Origin of the sequence: Streptomyces sp. NPDC059909, from assembly GCF_042730885.1 — a bacterium.
Classification (GTDB): Bacteria; Actinomycetota; Actinomycetes; order Streptomycetales; family Streptomycetaceae; genus Streptomyces.
In genome coordinates, this window is record NZ_JBHWKX010000057.1 from 1 (window position 1) to 23,140 (window position 23,140).

Sequence of the window (23,140 nt, forward strand, 5' to 3'; positions counted from 1 at the left end):
CAGCGACCTGCCCGACAAGCCGCATGCGCACGTCAGCGCCCCGCGCGCACCCCGTCCAGAGCAATCGCCAGGACGCGGTCGCGCTGTGCGTCGTCGGGGAAGTTCGTCGCCGTGATCCCGGCAACCATCCGCAGCAGGTCGTCGAAGCCCATGTCCGCGCGCGCCTCACCGGCCTGCTGAGCGCGGGCGAAGAGCGGGCCCCCCGCCTGGTACATCGATTCACGGCAGGCCAGGAAGATCTCCGACTCGTCGTTGAGCGCCTCGCGGATGGCGCGCTTGGTCACGGTGTAGTCCACGAACCGGCGCAGCCAGGAGGTCAGCGCCTCCCACGGCTCCAGCTCCGCGACGTCCTGCGCCACCTGGCACAGGGCGTTCACCTCGTCCGCGTAGACGCTCTCGAAGAGGTGCCGGCGGGTGGGGAAATTCCGGTAGAGCGTGCCGATGCCGACGCCCGCACGACGGGCGATGTCCTCCAGTGACGCCTCCGCGCCGCTCTCCGCGAAGGCCTCGCGCGCGGCGGCGAGCAGGGCGTCGTAGTTGCGTGCGGCGTCCCTGCGGTGCGGGCGCCGGGACGCGGCGATCTCGCTGACGGGGAGCGGCTGGGCCGTCACTGGTGCCTCCCTGGCCGGACGAAGTTGAAACGGAGGTATGCCTCCGCTACAGTGGAGGCATACCTCCACTTTACCGGTGGGGTGCACTCCCGTCGATCGGCGTCCACGCACGCACTGTCACGGAGCGCGCCCCGACCTGGCCGAACAGTGGCCGTGCGCTGTCCCGCACCGCCGCTCCACCTGCTTCCCCGGCGACCGCTCCGCGCGACCGCCGGCATCCCCGGCGCTGCCCCGCAGCCCGCCCAGACCGTACGACCACGGCCGGACGACATCGGCTGTGTCCTGTTCGGAAGGCTTTTCATGCCCAGGAACTCCCCCCGCCTCACCTTCGTCGTGCTCGCCACCGGTGCCGGCGTGTTCTCCATGCTCCAGTCGCTGATCGCGCCGGCCCTGCCGACCGTCCAGCATGCCCTGCACACCTCGCAGTCCACCGCGACCTGGGTGATGACGGCGTACCTCCTGTCCGCCTCGATCTTCACGCCGATCCTCGGCCGGGTCGGCGACGTGATCGGCAAGAAGCGCACCCTCGTCGCCGTGCTGGTGGCCCTGACGATCGGCTGCCTGCTCGCCGCGCTCGCGCCGACCATCGGCGTCCTGATCGTCGCCCGGGTCGTCCAGGGCATCGGAGGGGCGCTCTTCCCCCTGTCCTTCGGCATCATCCGGGACGAGTTCGCCCCCGCCGAGGTGAGCTCCAGCATCAGCAACCTCTCCGCCGTCATCGCCGCCGGAGGCGGCGTCGGCATCGTGGCGGCCGGTCCCATCGTGTCCGCGCTCGATTACCGGTGGCTGTTCTGGCTCCCGGTCGGCGTCGTCGCGGTCACCGCGCTGATCGCCCTCCGCTTCATCCCCGAGTCGCCCCGCCGGGCCGAGGGACGCGTCAACTGGCTCGGTGCCGTACTGCTGTCGGGATGGCTGGTGGCCCTGCTGCTGCCGCTCAGCCAGGCAACCGGCTGGGGCTGGACGTCGACCCGGGTGATCGGCCTGTTCGCCACCGCCGTGGTGCTCTTCGCCCTGTGGCTGCTCGCCGAGTCGCGCTCCCGCAGCCCGCTGATCGACATGCGCATCATGCGGCTGCCCGCGGTGTGGACCACCAATGCCGCAGCGTTGCTGTTCGGCGCCGGCATGTACGGGATCTGGTCCTTCCTCCCCGGCTTCGTGCAGACCCCTCGCTCCGCTGGTTACGGATTCGGCGCGAGCGTCACCACGGCCGGGCTGCTGATGCTGCCGATGCTGGTCGCGATGTTCGGCTCGGGTGTGCTGAGCGGCCGCCTGGAGCCCGTGCTGGGAGCCAAGAAGCTGCTCACGGCCGGTGCCGCGCTCGGGGCGGTGGCCTGCGGATTCCTGACGGTCTGGCACGACAGACCGTGGCAGGTCGCCTTCGCAGCGGGCATCTTCGGCCTCGGCATCGGACTGGCCTTCGCCTCCATGGCCAACCTGATCGTGGGCAGCGTCCCGGCCGAACAGACCGGGGCCGCGACCGGCATGAACGCCAACATCCGAACCATCGGCGGGTCCATAGGCGCCGCGCTCACCAGCGTCCTGGTAACCAGCCGCCTGCAGCCCTCGGGCCTTCCCTACGCCTCTGGCTACACCCACGGGTTCAGTCTGCTGGCCCTGCTCCTCCTCGGCGCGGCGCTGGCCGCCCTCCTGGTGCCGGTCACGCGCGCCGTGCGAACACCCGGCATGGCCATCACCTTCGACGAGGCGTCGCGTGTGGAGCGTCGGGCCGTCACGCCGAGCGCCCGTAGCTGACGACTGTCCGCGCTTGGGCCGGCGCGCTGCGCTCGGGCGGTTCCAGCCGGGCGCGCGAACTGCTGTCGGGTACCGATCTGGGAACGCCACCGCGGCCCGGACGGTCGGTACGGCGGAGGACCCGGCCTGCTTCAGGCCGGGTCCTCCGCCACCGCATCGGTACTCCCCCGCGCCGGTCCGGAACCGGCAAGCCCAAATCAGTAGGCCCTCGCCTGCGTTGCCACGCTACCGTGCGCCACCGACCTGCGAGACGGGAGCTGTTCCGAGCTGCTGACCGAGCCCTGTACCGCCAGGGGAACGACCCGCGGAGTTGCCTGTGGGAGAACGAACTGGCGGACGAGCTGTCTGGGCTCGAGGCGCGATGCTCGCCGAGGAGGTGGGAGAGCCGGTCGACGACTTTTCGCCCATCAGCCGCCCATTCGGCTCCGGATCGCGGGGTGCAAGTGCCGGGCGCGGTGGCGGCCTTCTGGTCGGCGACTCGTCCGCGTGGCATGCCCGGTGCGCCCGCCGGTCACCACAGCCGCAGGTTGGAGCGCCGCAGCCGAGACAGGGCGCGCGCGTCACCGGGGGCGGCGCTGCCGATGAGATCCTGTCGCGGGCGGGGCAGACGGGGCTGTCCTGCTGCAGTCGGCGGCGTGATGCAGCCTCAAGTCGGTCGCGCTGCGCGCGCAGCTTCTCTTCTTCTCCAGCGAAGACGGGGAATCCAGGCAGGTGGTGAGCGGTTCCTCGCCGATCTGGGTTGTTCCGCAGACTCGTTGCTGAACCTGAGCGGCATCACCGCCACGCGACCAGGAGGTCGAGGCCCCGCTCTTCGCAGGGATGACGCGGCGGGTCATCCGAGTCGTAACACCCTCGGCCTGCGGGGCGGGCGTCGCGGTCTAGGGTGCGTCCTTGTGGACGCTGCCGAACTCGACCGCCGGGCCCTTACCTACGACGGCTGGATTCCTCCCGATCTGGTCTCCTGGCTACTCGAACACGGCCATCACGATGAGGTACAGCTCCAGGCGCGTGGCGGCGACTGGTCCTGCGCTCAGGCGTGGGCACCGTTTCTCGCCGAGCAGGACCGGCGGAACGAGGCCCTGGAGGTTCTCTCCCCCTACGCGGAAACGGGCTGGTGGAAGGCGGCCCGCAGTGTTGCCGAGCTGCTCGAAACATGGGGGCGGACGGACGAGGCGATCGGGCTGGTCCGCCCGTACGCGGAGCGCGAGGAGCGGCCGGCACTGAAGTACTGCGCGCTACTGCTGGCCCGGCACGGCCGGGCCGACGAGGCATACAGCCTGCTGCGACCGCACATCGAGGACTGGCTGCTCGCCGACGCGCTGGTCGAGGTGACCGCCGGTTCGGGCCGGGACGAGGAGGTCGCCACGCTGCTGGCCGTCCGCATCGAGGCAGGGCGCCCATGCGGCGGGCCACCGTGCGGCAGCCGGACTCCCGAACCCTGGAACGCCGTCGGCCTGCTGGCGACCATACGCGAGCGGCAGGGGCGGATCGACGAGGCGATCGCCCTGCTGCGCACGCGTGATGTCACGTCGGTCAACGGCCGTGACCAGCTGGCCGAGCTGCTGGCCCGGCACGACCGGATCGGGGAGCTGCGGGAGTACGCGGCGATCGAGGTCCTCGGGGACGCTGCCCGTTGTCTCGCCGAGTCCCTGGAGGAACGCGGAGACCTGGCGGGTGCGATCGAGGTATACCGGCCGCGTGTGGCGGACGGATCGCCGCACGCGGCGGTGGAGCTCGCGCAGCTGCTGGCCCGGCACGGTAGGGGGCGTGAAGCGATCGAGGTACTGTCTTCCCTGCCCTGCTCGAGCGGCGGTTGGGAAGACTGGGTCGTCGACGCCTTGTGCACGCTGTACATCGACCGGGACCGCGCCGAGGACGGCCTGGCGTACCTCGACCACCTCAGCGCCCAGTCAAGCCCGGTGGAGTTGGAGTTCGTGCTCCGGCTGCGGACCCGACTTCTGGTCTCCTGCGGCCGCACAGAGCAGGCGATCGAGGAGGCCCGAACCCACCTCGATGCGCATACCTGGCCCGCGGCGCAAAACCTCGCGAGGCTGCTTGCCGACGCCGGACGGCCGGAGGAGGCCGTCGCAGTTCTGGACCCGGCCATCGCAGCCAACCGCAGAGTCCTCGCCGCGCAGCTCATGGAGCTCGGGCGCGTCAAGGACGCCGTGGCCGTACTCCACCGGCCGAAGCGTGTTGAGGCTCTCCCCTGGAGCAACCCTCCTTGGAGCAGCGCCTGTCCCCCCTTTTAGCCGACAGACCCCGACGCCAGCTGTGCCCCCAGCAACTGCCAGTAGGCGTTCTCCCCTCCGGCCAGACGGTGTGAGGTGCCTGCGAGCAGTCGGAGCAGGGTTCGGCCATCACTGCCCGTCACCGCTGGAAGACGCCGTATGCGGATGACCGCTGACCTGCGGAGGGGCTGACCTGCGGGGGCGGTGTTGCGTCGCCCTGGTTCCCCGCGGTTCCCCGCTCGTCTCCGACCGGTCGGGCACCCAAACGGCACGCCTGGAAGGGTGCCGGGATGGCTACTGCCATCAGTCGTGATCAATGCAGGCGTCCCCGCCGAAGTGGGCGAAGCGGAGGCGGCGGGCCATCGCGTTGACGGCGCGCTGTGACAGCGTCGCTTCTGGGGGGTCGTTGGTGCCGTCACAGGTTGCGGCCGAACAGGTCCAGCAATGCGCTCCAGTGGCGTTCGGCGGCCTGCTGGTCGTACGCCTCGGTGTCGGCCATGGTGAAGCCGTGGCCGGCGCCGGTGTACACCTCGGCGTGGTGGCGGACTCCGGCCCGGGTGAGGGCCTGGTCGAGGCGGGCCTGCTGTTCGGGCGGGTTGCCGGCGTCCTGGTCGGCGTGACCGAAGTACAACTCTGCGGTGATCTTGTCGGCGAGCAGGTGCGGGCTGTCGGGGGCGTCGGTGGCCAGGCCGGCGCCATGGAAGCCGGCCGCGGCGGTGACCTGGTCAGGGTGGCTGCCCGCGGTGAGCAGGGCAAGGCGGGCGCCCATGCAGTAACCGGTCACGCCGACCGGGTCGCCGTCGGTCTCAGGCCGCGATCGCAGCCAGGTCAGATACGCGTCCGCGTCGGAGGCCACCACATCGGGGGTCAGCTCGCCCATCATCGGGAAGATCTGCTCGAACAAGCCCGCACGGTTGTCGCTGCCGATGAAGTCTGGCAGCGGCACCACCGGGGCCCGGCCATGGCGGTAGAAGACGTTGGGCACGAGCACCGTGTAGCCGGCCGCGGCGAGGCGGTCGGCCATCGCACGCAGCCGGGGACGCGGCCCGAACGCGTCCATGTACAACAGGACGGCGGGGCGGGCGGCGGCAGGGTCGCCGGGGTGGACGAAGTAGGCGTCGGCGGTGCCGTCCGCAGTGGGGATGTCGACGGTCGATCCCTGTACATCGGTCATGGTGTTGTTCCTCTTTCACGTCGGCCCCGGCAGGGCCTTGTTCCTCTTGCCGGGATGGCAGGCAGGCCAGTGGGAGACGGTGGGTCACCGCTGTTCGCAGCAGGACGAGGCTAGGGGCTGCGGGCCCGCTTCGTATCAGCAGCTCACCATGGCCCCGGGGCCTGGGCGGCGTTCGTCGACCACCCGCCGGGCCCAGCCGACAGGCCGCTCAGTCCTGGGCCGGCATGACCCGGGTCACCTTGCCCTTCAGGTCGGCATCCAGATAGCCGGTGACGTGGTCGTCGGCGAGATAGACGGCCAGTCCCAGCGGGGTGTCGAACGTGTCGTCGGCAGGGCGGATCAGGACGTAGCGCATGGTCGGTCGCTTCACGTTCAGGTCCTTCTCCGCCCGCTTCAGCAGGGCGGGAAGGACGTCCCAGTCGAAGTCGTCCAGGCTGAACGGACCTTCGCCGCCGATCAGGGCGCTGCTGATGATGCCCTTCTGGACGCCCTGCCCCGGTCGGTAGGTGTAGCTGTCGTACTTGGTGTCGCTGCCCTTGACCATGATTTCCGCGGACACGTAGTCCGGATAGACGGTGAAGTCGCACGCGCGGTCCGTGCCGGTCGCGGCCTTGATCTCCTTCACCGCCGTCCGGATGCCGTCCGGGGTGAGCAGATCGGTCTTCGCGTCGGCCTGGGGCGCCGACGCCGAACGGGACGCTGTGGGCGGTGCGGGAGTCGGGGCCTTCGTCCTGGTCGAGGACGAGGCGGGTGAAGTGGCCGTCGTCTCGCGGTCCTTGTCGTCTCCGTCCGGCAGCAGGGTCCACACCAGGACTCCTGCCAGCACGGTCCCGACGACGGACGAGGCGATCGCGACCCGGCTCTTCGCACGGCCGCCGGGTCGCGGCAGTGTCGGCCGTGTGGGGCCCACCGGGTAGGGGGTCGGCGGCCCGACCGGACCGGGTACGGCGTCGTGCGGAGCCGACGGTCCGAAGCCGATCGGCGGCCCGAAGCCCGCAGGCGGTCCGAACCCGGGCGGTGCGACCGGCGCGGAGGGTGCGTTCGTCGGCCCCGGCGGAGGTGCCGGCCGGTACGAGGTGGCCCCGTGGGCCCCGTCCGGAGCACTCGGAGCACTCGGAGCCGTGTCCCGGCCCTCGGCCGCTTCCGCGAGCATCCGGTCCGCGGTCTCCGCGTCCGCCCGGCCGGCCGGGTCCTTGACGAGCACGGCGTTCAGGAAGCCGGTCAGCGGTCCGGCCTGGAGGGGCGGCGGAAGCTCCTCGCTCAGGAGGGCCGCCAGCGTCGCGAGGGTGGTGCCCCTGCGCAGCGGGTGATGCCCCTCGACGGCGACGTACAGCATCATCGCCAGCGACCACAGGTCGGAGCCCGGGCCGCCGTCGTCGCCGGAGATGCGCTCGGGCGCCATGTAGTCGGGCGTGCCGATGACGGACCCGGTCGCGGTCAGGGCGGTCGACTCCCTGATGGCCGCGATGCCGAAGTCGGTGAGGACGGGACGTCCGTCGGGCCTCATCAGGACGTTGGCGGGCTTCACGTCCCGGTGCTGGATGCCGACGTCGTGCGCGGCGCGCAGCGCGGCCAGCACCTCGCGGCCGAGCCGGGCGGCCTCGACGGGCGCCAGCGGCCCCTTCCCAAGCCGGTCCTGGAGCGATCCGCCGGTCACCAACTCCATGACGAGCCACGGGTAGGTGTGCTCCCCGCCGTCCACCACATGGTGGATGGTCACCACATTGGGGTGGTCGACACGGGCGAGCGCCCGTGCCTCGCGCAGCACCCGGGCCCGGAGCATCGACGCGCCCTGCGGGTCGTATTCGGCAAGCCCCGGATCGGGCGGCCGTACCTCCTTGAGCGCCACGGCCCGGTCCAGGACCAGATCGCGCGCCCGCCACACCATGCCCATGCCGCCGCCACCGAGCCGCGCCTCCAGCTCGAAGCGCCCGTCTATGACCCGTCTGCCGGATTCCCCGTCGCTCATGGCCGGGAGCCTACGAGATGCCGGTGACACGGCCCCGCGCAGGTGGCTCCAACGCCTCCGGGCCGGGGCGTCGTTCCCTGCTCGGCCTTCGCGCCGGACCAGTCTGAGCCGGCTGGCCGGTGTGGTACTGCAACCGATACCGGGTGGCCGCACGTACGTCCAACTCCCCCGACGCCACCAGCGGGAACGTCGGATTCCGGGTCGTGCACGGGGCCTCGGCCCCGCACCGAGCACCAAGAAGTGGGTCGTGACCTCGGAGTCCCCACCCGCTCGACCGTGCGTCTACGAAGAGTGCCCCGAGGGGCGATTCGGCGACCGCCCATACGGCGTGATCACGCCAGGGCTGTCTGCCTCCTATGGCGGCGACGCCAATCGGCGGATGGGGCGCGGGGCAACCTGCCGCTCTCCAGCCACCGGCCGCTCCGGGCTCCCCCTAGGCGTTCTCCCCCTTGCGGCGTTCTCAACCAACTTGCAGGACCGCAGGTCAGGCAACTTCCGCTCCCCCGCAAGACGCCTCAGATCCGCATCAACACATCTGCAGGACTGCAGGCCAGAGACATGCGCCTACCTCAACATCGGTGAAACCTCACAACCCCGTGATCTCGCTCTATCGACGCAGCGGAATCTGGCGTGAACATGACCCGTCTATGGCGTGAACTTGCCGTCTCGATTCGGCCTCGGAGGCTGTCTAATGGCGCGAACCGGCTCCAAGGGGGGGCCTGAATCCGGGAGTCTTCATGAACTGGCACAGAAAGCGAATCAAGCTGGGCGCGTGCACGGTGGGGGCGCTGACCGCCGCCCTCCTCGCCGTGAGCACCACTCCCGCCGCGGCGAGCGGAACCTACAGCGGCCGCGCCTACGTGTACGGGGCCGGCGTGTTCGAGGGCGACTGGGACGACGAAGGCGTCGTGTCGAGGAGCACACACACGTCGTCCAACGCCACGTGCTTGTGGCAGAAGATCCTGTGGGCAGACGGCTTCCTGGATTCCACCTCGGACATCGACGGGGTCTTCGGCACCGACACCTACAACGCGACCAGGGCCTGGCAGGAATACGAGAACCAGTACGGGGCCGGTCTGGTCGTCGACGGGTCGGCCGGCAAGGCGACCTTCGGCCGGGCGCACGAATACTTCGACACGGCGAACGGGAAATTCCTCGGCCTGCTCCGCAACTTCGACATGAAGCGCGACGCGGACGGCAACTACCAGTTCGTCGACGGTGACGGCGCCTGGCGGAAGGCCGGTTACGACTACCGGTCCTGCAGCTGACACCTGCCGGATCAGGGGCAACGAGGGCCGGCCACCCGGAGGGGAGGCCGACCCTCGGCGCGCCGAAGCCCCCGCCTGGGGCCTCCGGCGTGTCCGGTGGGTGACGGGCTGAGGCGGGGAAGCACGTGCGGCGGCCGGCCGAGGCGCAGGGGTCTGCGGCCCGTGCTGAGCCGGCGGTCGCAGCCGACGCCGAGGCGGCGGCGCAGGGGTGGTCATTGCGGTGCCGGTCCACGCCGGGTGGGGCAATTGACCGCCGGCGCCGCGTGACAGCTCGCCACGCGGTCAGTTGGTGCGTACCGCCGTGATGGTGAAGCGTTCGACCTCGGCGACGTGCCCGCCGGTGGATGCGACGATCGTGAGCACCGGATCACTGGCGCCGGAGAAGGACACCGTGACGTTCCAGGGCTGGTCGTTGCCGCCCGCAGGAGTGCAGCAGGGGGAGGTGCCCAACGGCGCCTTTGACGACGGCTGGTGTACCTGGACGCGGATGCTCTCATCCACTCCGGAGATCCGACCGCCGGTGACCAGCGGGGAACGTACGAGCGACCCGTAGGCGGGCTTGGTCAGGGAGAACGTCGTGTCGTCGGTACCCACGACCTCCCACGGAGCATCCGGGCCTGTGCCGAACCGCACGAGGTGGATCACTGCTGCGGTGCCGCTCTCGGGCCCGGTCGGTGCGACGCCGACGCGGGCGTGCCGACCGCTGACCGTGCGCGAGGAGACCCGGTCGATCTCCTTGAAGCCCAGGTAGTCACGGGTGAAGGACAGCGCGGTCCGATCGGGGTCGAGGTGCCAGGGCTGGTGGCCACCGGCGCGGTAGGCGCGCTCCCACGCCTGCGCCTGGGCGAGCGTGGCGAACGGCCACACCGGCTGGAGGCTCCAGGACCCGAGCGGTGGTGCGCCCTCGGGCGTGGGCGTGGGCGTAGCCGTGGCTTTGGTGGCTGCCGGGGAGGCCGTCGGCGGCGCCGTACGCGACGGCGCGGGCGTCCCCGGTGCGCCGGGCGTCGATCCCGAGGCGCTCGGGGACCCGCCGGAGCCGGCGCACGCAGTGAGCATCAGGCCGGCCACGGTCGCTGCGGCGAAGAGTCGGAACGGGAGCCAGAGGTTCATGGGTGCCCCAGGAGAGGTGGAACCGGCCGCCGATCGGCCTGTCCGGCTATCGTGCCACCAGCCCCGTCCTCGTCACAGGGGATGCGTACGCAGAGAAGCCCCATGTCGTCACCCGGTCTGGTCCTCGTCCAGCCACTGTCAGGCACGGGCCGCAGGGCGTGACCCGTCATTCGTCCAGTCTCCGTCGAAAAGAGCGGCCACCGGACGCTCCTGATCGGTGTCGAACTGCCAGGTCCGGTGCCTGGTGCGGGTCTTGGCGAGCCATGGGCCGATCCGGACGTTCCCGCGAACGCGCCGCCCGCGAGCACGGCTTCGCTACCTGAAGAACAGGCGGATCCTCACCAGGATGCGGCTGCACCCCCGCCACGCGGCCCCGCTGCTGCGGGCCCTGCTCGTCCTGACCAACAGCGAAGTCTCCCGGCGGCAGACGATCACGGCGAAGCAATCAAGGACCTGACCGGCAGCAGACGCTCCCCCCGGGCCAGCCCCCGTCTGCACCCTGTGCGCGAATCAGCTTGAAACTCGCCTGTTTCAAGCCATTGCAAGCAACGAAGTGCGCTCATACGCTCATCGGCCATCACCATGCCGCCGGTTTCGAACTCTGGAGCCTCACCTGGAATAGGGAGCCTGATGCCCCGTTCGTCCACCTGGGGGGCGCGGTCCGGTACCGCGCTGCTCGCGGCCTTGGCCGTCCTGTTGAGTACGGCGCCGACAGTCTCGGCGACCGGGGAGTCGGGGAATCCGGCCCCGGATGTTGTTCCGAGTCTTCGTGAGTGGTCTGGCGGAGAGGGGGCGATGAAGCTCGGCCAGGGCTCACGAATTGTCATCGACAGCCACGACGAGAAAGCGCTGACGAGTGAGGCGCAGACCCTGAGTGGTGATGTCGCCGAGGTCACGGGTCTGACGATGCCGGTCGCGGTGGCGCCTCGTCCGAAGGACGGGGATGTGTTCCTCTCGCTGCAGGACGCGGATCCTGCGCTGGGGTCGCAGGGGTACGCCCTGAAGGTCGGGGACGCGGCGGCGATCCGCGGTAACGGCGACATCGGTGTGTTCCATGGCACCCAGACCCTGCTGCAGATCCTGAAGACCACGTCGGGGCACCGTTCGCTGCCGCGGGGTGAGGCGCGTGACTGGCCGCAGCAGCAGGAGCGCGGGTACCTGCTGGATGCGGGGCGCAGGTACTACTCGCCCGACTTCATCGTGCAGACGATCCGGGAGATGTCGTATCTGCGACTGAACACGCTGCAGTTGCATCTGAGTGATCACAACGCGTTCCGTCTGGTCAGTGAGCGTCATCCTTGGCTGGCCGCGCCGCAGGCGTACACGAGGGCGGACATCCGGCGGTTCGAGGCGGCGGCGCGCAAGTACCACGTGACGATCATTCCCGAGATCGAGATGCCCTCGCATGCGTCGGCAATCCTCAAGGGCCGGCCCGATCTCGCGTTCAAGTGCCCCGAACTGGGTGGCACGGTGGACGTGACCAACCCGGAGGCGCGGAAGTTCACCGCGAGCTTGATCGAGGAGTTCGCCCCGCTGTTCTCAGGACCCGAGTTCCACATCGCCACAGACGAATACGCGCGCCAGGCCGAGCAAGAACGCTGCCCTGAGCTCGTTCGGTACGCGAAGGAGCACGGATTCGCTTCCACCCCGGATGTGTTCGTCGACTACATCAATGAGATGAACAAGCTCGTGCGTGCGCAGGGCAAGCACACGGTGATCTGGAACTGGTGGGACGTCGACCAGAACCCGACGATCCACCCGGACAAGAACATCAAGGTCGAGGCATGGACCACCGCTGCCGAGTCGGGTGCGGACCACAGCGCGCAGAAGTACCTCGATATGGGCTACGAGGTCGTCGCCTCGCCGAGCGACCTGCTCTACGTCACCCCGGGATTCCCTCTGCTGCCCGACGCCAAGTCGTTGTACGAGGAGTGGGAGCCGATGGAGCACCCACGTCTGGCCGGATATCAGATCTCGGTGTGGTCGGACAACGCGATCTCGCGTCCCGACAGCTACTTCGACGCCCATCTGCGCCGGCCGCGGGAGGTCCTGGCCGACCGGACCTGGGGCCGGCCCCCGACGCGGCACGGTGGAGGACTTCTTCGCCCGCGCCGACGCCATCGGCACGCCACCCGGCATCCCCGACTACACGCTGCCCGGCCGGCTGTCGGGCAGGACGTATGGCACCAGCCCGGCTTGGGACAACTCGTCCAGCACCTTCGACAAGGCCTTCGACGGCGATGTGGACACCAACTTCCTGTACGCGGAACCGAACGGCGGCTACACCGGCATCGACCTCGGTGCCGAGCACGCCTCCACCATTTCGATGGTCCGGTTCTTCCCCGGAGCCAATGACAAGGAGCTCGACCGGATGCAGGGTGGCCGGTTCGAGGGCTGCACCGACGGTCCGACCAGCGGCTGCCGGACGATCGCCACGGTCGAGGACAAGCCGGAGTTCGGCTGGAACCAGATCGCGGTCGACGACGCTTCCCGATTCCGGTGGCTGCGCTATGTCAGCCCGGATGACGGCTACACCAGCGTTGCCGAGATCGAGTTCCTCGCGCCGCCCAAGGGCAGCCGGCAGGTCACCGTTGACGGTCCGAAGGGGCTGCGGCACCTGGGCGACAACCAGGTCGTGACCAGTTACCGCAACACCAGCGACCAGCCGGTGTACGACGTCCGCCTCGGCCTCAGCCCGCAGTCGACTCAGGATCTGGCCACACGGCAGGTGCGGGCCCTGGATGACAGCACGTTCGGCACGGTCAAGCCGGGCCAGACCGTCTCCACCCGCTGGCAGGTCGACGTTCCGCTGAGCGCGGCGAGTGGCACGTACCACCTGGTCGGCAACGCCGCCTACCAGCAGCAGCCCGGCCAGGGAGAACCCTTGCAGCACAGCTCCGGATTCACCAGCACGACGCTGGGCCAGTCGCTCACCACACGCCTCGCCCCCAGTGTCGTCGCTCTCGACCCAGGTGATTCCGCCGGCACGCAGCTGCAGATCACCAACCACGCGGCGCGTGCTGTGGAGGTCACCTGGGACGAGGTGCGATCCCCGACGGCCAACCCGGGTTACACGATCCGGCCGGCCACGGGCACGGTCAAGATCCCCGCAGGTGAGACGCGGTCCACCGGCCTCACCGCGTCGGCGTCCGCCGGCGCCGGTGAGACCACACCGCCGCTGCGGCTGAATCTCACGGCCGGCGCCGCAGGTCGGCCCGAGATGCGGGCAGGCTCGGAAGAGCTGCGCGTACGCAGCCGTCTCCACCCCTACCTGTCCGATCTCGAATGGACCGAGGCAACGAGCGAGTGGGACGTCGTGACGCGGGACACCTACGTCGGCAGCAGTGAACCGATGACACTGAACGGCGTGCGATACCAGAAGGGTCTTGGTGCGGCGGGCAATTCGAGGAGACTCGTTCGATCTGGCGAAGCAATGCTCGCGGATGACGGCGACGATCGGGATCGACGACGCCGCTGACAGCACCACGGAGGGTGGGACGTCGCACTTCTTCGTCTACGCGGACGGCAAGAAGGTCTACGAGAGTGGCCTCGTCACTCGCGAGACCGTGGACCGGGTGGATGTCGACATCTCCGGGGTCGACACTCTCAGCCTGGTGACCGACAACGCCGGGGATGGTTTCTATCACGACGCCGTCGACTGGGCGGATGCCCGCGTGGACTGCGCCTGACCGCCGCACCCTGGCGGCGTGCCGGCGACGGACTGACCGTCGACTCGGATCGCCTCGACATCGAAGCGGTCCGAGTCGACGGATACCTCCACCAGCAGCGCGACGTCCCTCTGCGACTCCGCGCATGCCGTGGCCGCGCTCGGGCACGTGCAGGGGATGCCATGTCAGTCCGGCGGGGCGGTGACGCCCGCCGCGCCGCTCCCCGAGCCCGCGCCGTGGAGCACAAGATCGGCCGTCTTCTCGAGGAAGTCGTCGCCGAGCGGGCGGCCGAGCATGAGCCAGCGGAAGTACAGCGGGCCGGAGAGCGCTTCCAGCAGGAAGTCCGGATCGGCATCGGCCGGCAGGTCGCCCCGCTCCATGGCGCGGACGAAGATCGTGCGGGAGAGCCGGAAGCGCTCCGGCCAGATCTTGTCGAGCACCTCGCGGACGTCGTTCTTCTCCGAGGTGCGCGGCCCGACCTCCCGGACGAGCGCGGTGATCCACGGAGTGTAGAGCACCTCGCGGATCTCCCCGAGGTGCAACAGGAGGTCCTCGCGCAGGTCTCCGGCGTCCGGCGGCGGCGCGATCTCACTCTGCCGCTCGATGAACGCCGTGGCCACCAGGCCGGCCTTGTCGCCCCATCGCCGGTAGATCGTCGTCTTGTTCACGCCTGCGCGCTCGGCCACCGAGTCGATCCGCAGCGCCGCATAGCCGACCTCACCCAGTTCGGCGATGGTCGCATCCATGACCGCCTGGCCCACACGCGCCGTCCGGCCGCCGGGCCGGGCCGTCGCGGCATCGGCATGCAGATGCCTGACCTGCCGCTGCACAGAGTTCGTCATCACTCTCCGACGATACGCGACGAGACATCCTTGATGCCACACCTAGGTGCATTTACCGGCCGTGGATCTCCGGCCTTCCCGGCCGTGTGCGGCATGGCGCCCCACTGCCTGGCCAGCTGGTCCACCAGCAGTACCCCGGGTCCGCCCTCATCGGTGTCCCGTGCGCGCACGTGTTGCGGCAGCCGCGGGGAGCTGTCGCCGACTTCGCAACGCAGAGAGTCGGGGGTGTGCAGCAGGCGCAGGGTCACCGGCCCGTTCGCGTACCGCACGGCGTTGGTGACCATCTCGCTGACCAGCAGTTCCACCGAGTCGGTGTGGTCCTCCAGGCCCCATTGCGCCAGTGTCCGCCGGGTGGTGCGGCGGGCGCGGCCGGCGGCTTGGGCTTCCGGCTCCAGCAGCCAGCAGGCCATGCGGGTCGGCGCTGCGGTGCCGGATCGGGCGGCCGGTTCTGTGCGGTGAGGGTGCCCCTGGCATCTCACATCGTGCCGGCTCGACCCCCTAGCGAAACTGTATTCTGTATACTATCGTGTCGCGCTCACCAATGGATTGCCCTGTTGCCCCAACTCGGAGGAGACATGGAAGATCTGGATCCCACGGTGGTTCTGGGCATGACGGCCCAGGCACCCGACGGCGTAGTGATCATCGACCGGGAAGGACTCATCCGTTACTGGAACCACGGTGCGGAGCGGATCTTCGGGTTCTCGGCGGCCGAGGTCGCCGGCCGCAGCCTGGACGTGATCATCCCCGAACGGCACCAGCAGCGTCACTGGGACGGTTTCGAGAAGTCCATGGCCAGCGGGACCACCAAGTACGGGGACGACGATCTGCTGAACGTGCCCGCAGTGGGCGCCGGCGGCAGGAAACTGTCGATCGAGTTCAGCGTGGTTCTGCTCAACGACGCGGACAGCCGTCCGGGTTACGTCGGGGCGGTCATCCGGGACGTGACCGCGCGGCGTGCCCGGGAGCGCGAGTTGTACCAGAAGGTGGCGGCCGCCAAGGCGGAGCAGGCGGCGACGGCCTGACCTCCGCAGCCCAAGGCGATGAAGCCCCCGTGCCGGTCTCCGGCACGGGGGCTTCGCCCTACGGGGTCCCGCACCCCCGCGTGCCCCGCGCACGAGGATCGCGCGCGGGGCACCCGTAGGGCCGTCTCAGACGATGATCTGACTGTCGCGCAGCTTGGCGATCGCGTCTGCGTCGTACCCCAGGTCGGAGAGGACCTCGTCACCGTGCTCGCCGAGCAGCGGCGCACCCTTGATCTCGGGCTTGAAGTCCGAGAACTTGATGGGGCTGCCCACGGTCAGGTAGGTGCCGCGGCCCTTCTGCTCGACCTCGACGATGGTGCCGCTCTTGCGCATGTCGGGGTCCTCGGCGAGCTCCTTCATGCTGAGCACGGGCGCGCAGGGCACCTCCCACTTGCGCAGGATGTCGACCGCCTCGTACTTGGTCTTGTCCGCCAGCCACTTCTCGATCTCCTCGAAGATCTCGAAGATGTGCGACTGACGCGCCTTGGCGGTCGTGTACTCCGGGTCGTCGACCCACTCGGGCCGGCCGATGGCCTCGGCGGTGCGCTTCCAGTTCTGCTCCTGGATCGTGAAGTAGATGTAGGCGTTCGGGTCGGTCTCCCAGCCCTTGCACTTCAGGATCCAGCCCGGCTGGCCACCGCCGCCGGCGTTGCCGCCGCGGGGCACCGCGTCGCCGAACTCGCCGTTCGGGTACTGCGGGTACTCCTCCAGGTAGCCGACCTTCTCCAGGCGCTGCTGGTCGCGGAGCTTGACACGGGTCAGGTTGAGGACGGCGTCCTGCATGGACACCGACACCTTCTGACCCACGCCGGTCTCGTTCCGGTGGATGATCGCGGTCAGCAGGCCGATCATCAGGTGCATGCCGGTGTTGCTGTCGCCGAGGGCCGAGCCGCTGATGGTCGGCGGGCCGTCCCAGAAGCCCGTGGTGGACGCGGCACCGCCGGCGGCCTGGGCCACGTTCTCGTAGACCTTGAGGTCGTTCCAGGACGAGTCGTCGTTGAAGCCCTTGACCGAGCCGAAGATCAGGCGCGGGTTCAGTTCGTGGATGTGGTCCCAGCCGAGGCCCATGCGGTCCATGGCACCCGGCGCGAAGTTCTCGACCAGGATGTCCGCCTCGCGGATCAGCTTCTCCATGACCTCCTTGCCCTCGGGGGTCTTGGTGTTGATGGCCAGCGAGCGCTTGTTGCTGTTCAGCATGGTGAAGTACAGCGCGTCGAGGTCGGGGATGTCCCGGAGCTGGCTGCGGGTCACGTCGCCGCCCTGGGGACGCTCGACCTTGATCACGTCGGCGCCGAACCAGGCGAGCATCTGGGTGCACGCGGGACCGGCCTGGACCCCGGTGAAGTCGATCACCTTGATTCCGGCGAGCGGCTTGTCACTCATGGTGGCTTCCTTCTTGTGAATGTTCGCGGTGCGCGGGTGGGCAGTGCTGGGGAACGGGACTTCGGGGGTACGGGCTGTCACCTCTGCGTCGGCACGATGTTGCCGACGGTGATGCCCTTGGGGTTGAGGTGCGAGATGTGACCGCTCTCGGTGCCGGCCGAAGGGTCGATCGCACAGTCGATGAGCGCCGGTCCGCCCGATGCCAGCGCCTCGGTGAGAGCGGCGGTGACCTCGGCGGGCGTGGTCGCGCGGTAGCCCTTGCCGCCGAACGCCTCGATCATCCGGTCGTGCCGTGCCGTGAGCATCAGCGTCGTCGGGGACGGGGCGTCGTCGAGCGGGTTGACGTCGTCGCCGCGGTAGACGCCGCCGTTGTTCATGATGACGGTGACGACGGGCAGCTCGTAGCGGCAGATCGTCTCCAACTCCATGCCGCTGAAGCCGAAGGCACTGTCGCCCTCGACGGCCACGACGGGCTGGCCGGTCTCGACGGCGGCGGCGATCGCGTAGCCCATGCCGATGCCCATGACGCCCCAGGTACCGCTGTCGAGACGGTGGCGCGGCACGTGCATGTCGATCACGTTGCGGGCGATGTCCAGTGCGTTGGCACCCTCGTTGACGAGGTACGTCTCGGGGCGCTCGTGCATGACGTCACGTACCGCCTTCAGGGCACCCATGAACTGCATCGGGTGCGGGTCGGCCTTGAGGCGCTCCGCCATCTTGGCGACGTTCTGCGCGGAGCGTGCCGCCAGCTCCTCCCGCCAGGCGGTGGGGGTCGCGATCCGGCCGGGCTTGGTCCGCTCGGCGAGCGCTTCGAGCACCGACTCGATGTCCCCGACGAGCGGTGCGGCGATGGGCTGGTTGCTGTCCATCTCCCTGGGCTCGATGTCCACCTGGATGAACTTCGCGTCCGGGTTCCACTGCGGTGCCTCGCCGTGGTTGAGGAGCCAGTTCAGGCGGGCGCCGATGAGCATCACGACATCGGCCTTGCGCAGCGCCAGGGAACGGGCGGTGGCCGCCGACTGCGGGTGGTCGTCCGGCAGCAGGCCCTTCGCCATCGACATCGGCACATAGGGAATGCCGGTGGACTCGACGAACTCCCTGATCCGGTCGTCGGCCTGCGCGTACGCGGCGCCCTTCCCGAGCACCACCAGCGGCCGCTGAGCACCCGCCAGGAGCTCGATCGCGCGGTCCACCGCCTCGGGTGCGGGCAGCTGGCGCGGCGCCGGGTCGACGAGACGGCTCAGCGTCCTGTCGCCTTCCTCCTTGGGGAGGATGGAGCCGAGCACCGCGGCCGGGATGTCGAGGTACACACCGCCGGGCCGGCCGGAGATCGCCGTGCGCAGGGCCCGTGCGATGCCGCGGCCGATGTCCTCCACCCGGCTCACGCGGTACGCAGCCTTGCAGAACGGCTGCGCGGCGGCGAGCTGGTCCATCTCCTCGTAGTCGCCCTGCTTGAGGTCGACGAGGTGACGCTCGCTGGATCCGGATATCTGCACCATCGGGAAGCAGTTCGTGGTGGCGTTCGCCAGGGCGACCAGCCCGTTGAGGAAGCCCGGAGCGGACACCGTCAGGCAGATGCCCGGCTTCTTGGTGAGGTAGCCGGCAGCCGCCGCCGCGTGGCCCGCGTTGCTCTCGTGACGGAAGCCGATGTAGCGGATGCCCTGCGCCTGCGCGAGGCGGGCCAGGTCGGTGATCGGGATGCCGACCACCCCGTAGATGGTGTCGACATCGTTCATCTTCAGAGCGTCGACGACCAGGTGGTACCCGTCGGTGAGCTCGGCCGGAACGTCGGCGGTTGCCGCGGTCTCCAGTGGTGAGGGGGCGGTCATGGTCCGAGGTCCTCCTTGGGCAAGTCATGCCGGAGCGGCTACTCATCTCACCTTCGGCAGCGCGGATCCCCGCGTCCAAGACCTATCGGCGACCAGCCGATAAGCAGCATCTATCGAGGCATGCCACGCCGCCCCGCAGCTCGCTTGATAGCCGCCTGCTATCGAGCGTTCGCCGGTGCGTATTGGACGCGCGTCCGGCAGCCCGCGCAGGCTCGCAGTCGACCGCTTCATCACACCTGGCGCGAGGAGGTGCGGTCATGGCCGTCCCGGCCGCAGCATCCGTGCGCGATCCGAACCGATACCGGCCGCCGGCGATCACGGGCCTCACCGATCTCCTCGACCGGCATGTGCGTGAACGTCCCTGCGCCCGGGCGCTGGTCGTCAACGGGGACCGGGGGGAGCTGTCCTACGGCGCCCTCGCCGCGCTGGCCGACGACGTGGCCGGCCGGCTGGGCGGCGCGGGGCTGCGCCGCGGCGACGCGGTCGGCCTCGTCTGCGCCAACACCGCCGAGTTCGTCGTCGCTCTCCTGGGCGGGGCACGAGCGGGGCTGGTGATCGCGCCGATGGACCCGGCACTGCCCGTGTCACAGATGTCCGCCCGGCTCGAGGCGCTGGGGGCGCAGGCGATCCTCGTCGGTCCACCGGGGGCCGGCGCCCCGCCGGTCGCCCAGTTCCCCGTCCCGACATGGACCCTCCGCGTGGACGTCCCCCGTGGCGGGACGGCGACGGCCGCGCTCGAAACCGGCGCGCCTGCGGTACGACGCGTCCGGGGAGCGGCCGATGAGCTCTCGAGCGATGACGCCCTCGTCCTGTTCACCGCGGGAACCACCGACCAGGCCAAGATGGTCCCGCTGACGCACGCCAACGTGGCCGCCTCCGTGCGGGGCATCTGCGCCACCTACGAGTTGGGCCCCGGCGATGCGACGGTCGCCGTGATGCCGTTCTTCCACGGTCACGGGCTGTTCGCGGCGCTCCTGTCCTCCCTGGCCAGCGGGGGATGTGTACTGCTTCCCGAGCGGGGGAGGTTCTCGGCGCACACGTTCTGGGACGACATGCGAGCCGCGGCCGCCACGTGGTTCACCGCGGTCCCGACGATCCACGAGATCCTGCTGGACCGGTCGGCGGCCGATCACCCAGGCCCGCAGGTCCCGCCCCTGAAGTTCGTGCGCAGCTGCAGTGCCCCCCTCAACACGGCCACGCAGCGGGCGCTGGAGCGCACACTCGGTGCGCCGCTGCTGTCCGCCTACGGGATGACCGAGTCCACGCATCAGGCGAGCAGCGAGCCGCTGCCGCAGCAGGGACCCCTGAAGCACGGGTCGGTCGGCCGGTCGACCGGAGTGGACCTTCGTGTAGTCGACCGGAACGGGCACACGTGCCCGGCCGGCACGGAGGGCGAGGTGTGGGTGCACGGTCCCACCGTCGCCCGCGGCTACCTCGGCAACCCGGCCGAGACGGCGCGCAGTTTCGTCGACGGGTGGTTCCGCACCGGCGACCTGGGCTCACTGGACGACGACGGGAACCTGTTCCTCACCGGGCGCATCAAGAACCTCATCAACCGCGGAGGCGAGAAGATCTCGCCGGAGCACGTCGAGGACATCCTCGCCGGGTGTCCCGGTGTCGCCGAGGCGGCCGTGTTCGCCGTACCCGACCCGACGTACGGGCAACGAGTCGGCGCCGCTGTGGTCGTACACGAAGGCGAGAGCATCGGGCCCGAGGAGATCCTGCGGTACTGCCGCAGCCGACTGGCCGACTTCGAGATACCCGACCGGCTCGAAGTCGTCGTCGCTCTGCCTCACACCGCCAAGGGAGGGCTCGACCGGCGTGCTGTGGAGGCCCGGTACGCGCACTGACACACACGCTGACGCCGCGGGGGGCCAGTCTCACCTGACGAGGTGATCGGACGGCAGCGGCTGATCGAAGAACTCGTCCAGCGACAGGCCCGCTGCCGCGGTCATGAACGCCCGGGCCGCGACCGAACCGGGGGTCGCGGCGTGGATCGCAACCGACACCTGCGCCCTGGCCTCCGGCTCCACCAGACGGACCGCTCTCATCCTGGCCGTCACCGGCATGGCCCGCAGCCATGTGTGCGGCACGATGCTCGCACACGCACCGATGCCCACGTTGGCGTAGAGGGTGGCGACCGAGTCCGTCTCCACCTGCGGGGTCACCACGACCCCGCTGTCCGCGAACGCGCTGTCGATGACCTGGCGGATCCTCATGTCGGGCGTCAGCAACGCAAGCGGCAATTGCGCCGCCTCAGCCCACGTCATGGTGTCGGTCCCGGACAGTAGCTGGTCACTGGACGCGAGCAGCATGTATCTCTCCTCGTACAGCGGCACCACCTGCAAGCTCTCCCGGTCGTCGGGGGCGAAGTGGGCAATCGCGGCGTCCAGTTCGAACGCGCGCAGCTGCCGGGTCAGCTCGGTCGTCGACAGACGGGAGCGGACCTGCACCTTGGCCAGCGGGTGTGCGGCGCAGAACGCGGCCACAGGAAGGACCACGGTCGTCGATGCCGTCGGTTCCGCGCCCAGCCGCAGCGTCCCGGTGATGCCCGACTGGACGGCGGCCACCTCGGCCTTGAACGCCTCCTGCTCGGCGAGGATCCGCTTGGCCCACACGACGAGCCGCTCGCCCTCCGGGGTCAGGCCCTGGTACTTGTGCCCACGGTTGATCAATGTGACGTTCAGCTCCCGCTCAAGCTTGGCGATGGCCGCCGAGAGCGCGGGCTGGGACACGAAGCAGGCTTCCGCCGCGCGGGCGAAGTGCCTCTCCCTGGCCACCGCCACGAAGTACTCCAGCTGACGGAACAGCATGAACGGCTCCTTTCCGCCTCGGGCCGCGGCTGCGCGGGCACTTCCTGGTGGAGTCAAGACCGCCCGTTCCCGCTGGTCAACTCCCCGGACGTGGAGAACGTCCCCGGACGTGGAGAACGTCCCCGGCGGCCGGAGAACGGACGAACGGGATGCGGTGTGGCGGCCGCTTCGTTCCGGGCGGTCTGCGAGGTGCCCGTGCCGGCGTTGTCGTACCAGGTACACCGCCGGCCCGCTACCTTGGCGGTGCCGGCCCCGGCCCGGACGCAGCCGGGACGGGGCCGGATGCCGCGACGTCGTAAGGGGTGGTCAGTGGTCGTCCGGACGGCGAGCCGGTGATCTTTCGGTGGTCCGTTCCGTGTACCGGAGGTCCCGCGCTAGGCGGGAACCGGCTCCGGGGTCCTGCCGCCGTTCTCCAGACCTGCGGTGGAGCGTTGCGCCAGGAGGTCGGTGGCGGCGTGGACCGCACGCAACGTGGGCGCGTCGGCGCCCGTGATGTCGGCCATCTCCACCACCGCTGTCACGATGGCGTCGAGTTCCATCTGCTTGCCGGCCTCGAGGTCCTGCAGCATGGAGGTCTTGTGGTGTCCCACTCCTTCCGCACCTCGCAGCCGCTTCTCGATCGAGATGTCCGGAGTGCTGCCGACCCTGGCCGCGATGTCGAGGGTCTCCTCCATGAGCTGGGTGACCAGCCGGCGCGTGGGGAGGTGCCGGCAGATCTCGACCATCGTCGCCCTGGTGAGCGCACTGATCGGGTTGAAGGCGACGTTGCCCATCAGCTTGATCCAGATGTCGTCGCGCAGCTTCGGCTCCACCGGGCACTTCAGCCCGCCCGCGACCATGGCCTCGCTCAACGCCGTGCACCGGTCGGAGATTTCGCCTCCCGGCTCGCCGATGGAGAAGCGGGTGCCTTCCAGATGCCGGATGACACCGGGAGCCTCGATGACCGTGGCGGGGTAGACCACACAGCCGATCGCCCGTTCCGGTGGCAGCACCTTGCTGGTGGCGCCGCCCGGGTCGACCGCCTCGATCCGCCGTCCCTCGTAGGGACCGGCCAGCTTGTGGAAGTACCACCAGGGAATTCCGTTCTGACCGGCCACCACTGCGGTCCGTTCCCCCAGCAACGGGGCGACCAGCGATCCGGAGGACGGATAGGCGTGCGCCTTCAGTCCCAGGAACACGTAGTCGACGGGACCGATCTCGGCCGGGTCGTCCGTGGCGTGGGGACGCGCCCAGAAATCACCGCGTGGGCTGTTCACCCGGACCCCGTGGGCGCGTATCGCCCGCAGATGATCGCCTCGGGCGATCAGATGGACGTCCGCGCCACCACGGTGCAGTGCCGCTCCGACGTAGGCGCCGATTGCGCCGGCTCCGAGGACTGCGATTTTCACGGCGGCTCCTCTCGATTTAAAGGGGGAGGAGTGGATACTGTATGCAGTGTTCTCGCCGGAAGTACAGTCGCACCACAAAA

At 69.7% G+C, this 23,140-nt stretch carries 17 protein-coding genes and 1 pseudogene; 8 read left to right on the top strand and 10 right to left on the bottom strand.

Features of this window, described 5'->3' with window-relative positions; genetic code table 11:
• Positions 1 to 32: 32 nt before the first annotated feature.
• Entirely contained in the window at positions 33 to 611 is a 579-nt protein-coding gene (locus ACFV9O_RS29570) for a TetR/AcrR family transcriptional regulator (RefSeq protein ID WP_385423120.1), read from the bottom strand.
• A 300-nt stretch (positions 612 to 911) separates the two neighbouring features.
• Here ACFV9O_RS29570 and ACFV9O_RS29575 point away from each other — a divergent pair, with 300 nt between their 5' ends.
• The gene (locus ACFV9O_RS29575; RefSeq protein WP_385423122.1) at positions 912 to 2,363 is read left to right on the top strand and encodes an MFS transporter; all 1,452 of its coding nucleotides are present in this window, start codon (positions 912 to 914) and stop codon (positions 2,361 to 2,363) included.
• A gap of 893 nt (positions 2,364 to 3,256) precedes the next feature.
• Positions 3,257 to 4,615, top strand: a complete 1,359-nt coding sequence (locus ACFV9O_RS29580; protein ID WP_385423124.1) for a tetratricopeptide repeat protein — start codon at positions 3,257 to 3,259, stop codon at positions 4,613 to 4,615.
• A gap of 394 nt (positions 4,616 to 5,009) precedes the next feature.
• Here ACFV9O_RS29580 and ACFV9O_RS29585 read toward each other — a convergent pair whose 3' ends face one another.
• Both ACFV9O_RS29585 and ACFV9O_RS29590 read right to left on the bottom strand, forming a co-directional pair.
• A complete protein-coding gene (locus tag ACFV9O_RS29585) occupies positions 5,010 to 5,768 on the bottom strand; it encodes a dienelactone hydrolase family protein (protein ID WP_385423126.1) in 759 nt (252 codons plus the stop codon).
• Between the two features lie 208 nt (positions 5,769 to 5,976).
• On the bottom strand, positions 5,977 to 7,737 hold the full coding sequence (locus ACFV9O_RS29590) for a protein kinase (RefSeq protein WP_385423128.1): 1,761 nt from the start codon (positions 7,735 to 7,737) through the stop codon (positions 5,977 to 5,979).
• A gap of 737 nt (positions 7,738 to 8,474) precedes the next feature.
• Between ACFV9O_RS29590 and ACFV9O_RS29595 the strand changes: the two genes are divergently transcribed.
• Positions 8,475 to 9,005 (top strand): peptidoglycan-binding protein, encoded by a 531-nt coding sequence (locus tag ACFV9O_RS29595; protein ID WP_385423130.1) that lies wholly within the window; start codon positions 8,475 to 8,477, stop codon positions 9,003 to 9,005.
• A 282-nt stretch (positions 9,006 to 9,287) separates the two neighbouring features.
• Here ACFV9O_RS29595 and ACFV9O_RS29600 read toward each other — a convergent pair whose 3' ends face one another.
• Positions 9,288 to 10,115, bottom strand: coding sequence for a hypothetical protein (locus ACFV9O_RS29600; protein ID WP_385423132.1), 828 nt, complete (start codon positions 10,113 to 10,115; stop codon positions 9,288 to 9,290).
• Between the two features lie 630 nt (positions 10,116 to 10,745).
• Between ACFV9O_RS29600 and ACFV9O_RS29605 the strand changes: the two genes are divergently transcribed.
• Genes ACFV9O_RS29605 through ACFV9O_RS29615 form a run of 3 tightly spaced genes read left to right on the top strand, consistent with a single transcriptional unit; the run spans position 10,746 to position 13,804 of the window.
• Positions 10,746 to 12,470, top strand: a complete 1,725-nt coding sequence (locus ACFV9O_RS29605) for a family 20 glycosylhydrolase (RefSeq protein WP_385423134.1) — start codon at positions 10,746 to 10,748, stop codon at positions 12,468 to 12,470.
• Positions 12,358 to 13,593: an NPCBM/NEW2 domain-containing protein gene (locus tag ACFV9O_RS29610; protein ID WP_385423136.1), complete on the top strand. Its 1,236-nt coding sequence runs from the start codon at positions 12,358 to 12,360 to the stop codon at positions 13,591 to 13,593. Before ACFV9O_RS29605 ends, ACFV9O_RS29610 begins: the two co-directional genes overlap by 113 nt.
• A complete protein-coding gene (locus ACFV9O_RS29615; protein ID WP_385423138.1) occupies positions 13,559 to 13,804 on the top strand; it encodes an NPCBM/NEW2 domain-containing protein in 246 nt (81 codons plus the stop codon). The genes ACFV9O_RS29610 and ACFV9O_RS29615 overlap by 35 nt, the downstream gene beginning before the upstream one ends.
• A 164-nt stretch (positions 13,805 to 13,968) precedes the next feature.
• Here the strand turns inward: ACFV9O_RS29615 and ACFV9O_RS29620 are convergent, their stop codons facing one another.
• Positions 13,969 to 14,625, bottom strand: a complete 657-nt coding sequence (locus ACFV9O_RS29620) for a TetR/AcrR family transcriptional regulator (RefSeq protein WP_385423140.1) — start codon at positions 14,623 to 14,625, stop codon at positions 13,969 to 13,971.
• Positions 14,625 to 15,068 (bottom strand): annotated as a pseudogene (locus ACFV9O_RS29625) (ATP-binding protein); the annotation flags it as partial. The pseudogene ACFV9O_RS29625 and the gene ACFV9O_RS29620, both read right to left, overlap by 1 nt.
• Positions 15,069 to 15,200: 132 nt before the next feature.
• Here ACFV9O_RS29625 and ACFV9O_RS29630 point away from each other — a divergent pair.
• Positions 15,201 to 15,647 (top strand): PAS domain S-box protein, encoded by a 447-nt coding sequence (locus ACFV9O_RS29630; RefSeq protein WP_385423142.1) that lies wholly within the window; start codon positions 15,201 to 15,203, stop codon positions 15,645 to 15,647.
• Positions 15,648 to 15,773: 126 nt separating this feature from the next.
• Here the strand turns inward: ACFV9O_RS29630 and frc are convergent, their stop codons facing one another.
• Positions 15,774 to 17,030, bottom strand: a complete 1,257-nt coding sequence (frc, locus tag ACFV9O_RS29635; protein ID WP_385423144.1) for a formyl-CoA transferase — start codon at positions 17,028 to 17,030, stop codon at positions 15,774 to 15,776.
• Between the two features lie 77 nt (positions 17,031 to 17,107).
• A complete protein-coding gene (oxc, locus tag ACFV9O_RS29640) occupies positions 17,108 to 18,859 on the bottom strand; it encodes an oxalyl-CoA decarboxylase (RefSeq protein ID WP_385423146.1) in 1,752 nt (583 codons plus the stop codon).
• Positions 18,860 to 19,116: 257 nt separating this feature from the next.
• Here oxc and ACFV9O_RS29645 point away from each other — a divergent pair, with 257 nt between their 5' ends.
• Positions 19,117 to 20,709: a FadD7 family fatty acid--CoA ligase gene (locus ACFV9O_RS29645; protein ID WP_385423148.1), complete on the top strand. Its 1,593-nt coding sequence runs from the start codon at positions 19,117 to 19,119 to the stop codon at positions 20,707 to 20,709.
• Between the two features lie 30 nt (positions 20,710 to 20,739).
• Here ACFV9O_RS29645 and ACFV9O_RS29650 read toward each other — a convergent pair whose 3' ends face one another.
• Together ACFV9O_RS29650 and ACFV9O_RS29655 are read right to left on the bottom strand one after the other, a co-directional pair.
• Positions 20,740 to 21,672 (bottom strand): LysR family transcriptional regulator, encoded by a 933-nt coding sequence (locus ACFV9O_RS29650; protein ID WP_385423150.1) that lies wholly within the window; start codon positions 21,670 to 21,672, stop codon positions 20,740 to 20,742.
• Positions 21,673 to 22,046: 374 nt separating this feature from the next.
• Complete coding sequence (locus ACFV9O_RS29655; RefSeq protein ID WP_385423152.1) at positions 22,047 to 23,060, bottom strand: 2-dehydropantoate 2-reductase; 1,014 nt, start codon at positions 23,058 to 23,060, stop codon at positions 22,047 to 22,049.
• Between the last annotated feature and the right edge of the window lie 80 nt (positions 23,061 to 23,140).

Bases quoted from the DNA above. Each gene is read 5' to 3' on its own strand.
- ACFV9O_RS29590 (WP_385423128.1), bottom strand. From the start codon at position 7,737: ATGAGCGACGGGGAATCCGGCAGACGGGTCATAGACGGGCGCTTCGAG.
- ACFV9O_RS29650 (WP_385423150.1), bottom strand. From the start codon at position 21,672: ATGCTGTTCCGTCAGCTGGAGTACTTCGTGGCGGTGGCCAGGGAGAGG.
- ACFV9O_RS29585 (WP_385423126.1), bottom strand. From the start codon at position 5,768: ATGACCGATGTACAGGGATCGACCGTCGACATCCCCACTGCGGACGGC.
- ACFV9O_RS29630 (WP_385423142.1), top strand. From the start codon at position 15,201: ATGGAAGATCTGGATCCCACGGTGGTTCTGGGCATGACGGCCCAGGCA.
- ACFV9O_RS29605 (WP_385423134.1), top strand. From the start codon at position 10,746: ATGCCCCGTTCGTCCACCTGGGGGGCGCGGTCCGGTACCGCGCTGCTC.
- ACFV9O_RS29615 (WP_385423138.1), top strand. From the start codon at position 13,559: ATGACGGCGACGATCGGGATCGACGACGCCGCTGACAGCACCACGGAG.
- ACFV9O_RS29620 (WP_385423140.1), bottom strand. From the start codon at position 14,625: ATGACGAACTCTGTGCAGCGGCAGGTCAGGCATCTGCATGCCGATGCC.
- ACFV9O_RS29575 (WP_385423122.1), top strand. From the start codon at position 912: ATGCCCAGGAACTCCCCCCGCCTCACCTTCGTCGTGCTCGCCACCGGT.
- ACFV9O_RS29645 (WP_385423148.1), top strand. From the start codon at position 19,117: ATGGCCGTCCCGGCCGCAGCATCCGTGCGCGATCCGAACCGATACCGG.
- frc (WP_385423144.1), bottom strand. From the start codon at position 17,030: ATGAGTGACAAGCCGCTCGCCGGAATCAAGGTGATCGACTTCACCGGG.
- oxc (WP_385423146.1), bottom strand. From the start codon at position 18,859: ATGACCGCCCCCTCACCACTGGAGACCGCGGCAACCGCCGACGTTCCG.
- ACFV9O_RS29595 (WP_385423130.1), top strand. From the start codon at position 8,475: ATGAACTGGCACAGAAAGCGAATCAAGCTGGGCGCGTGCACGGTGGGG.
- ACFV9O_RS29600 (WP_385423132.1), bottom strand. From the start codon at position 10,115: ATGAACCTCTGGCTCCCGTTCCGACTCTTCGCCGCAGCGACCGTGGCC.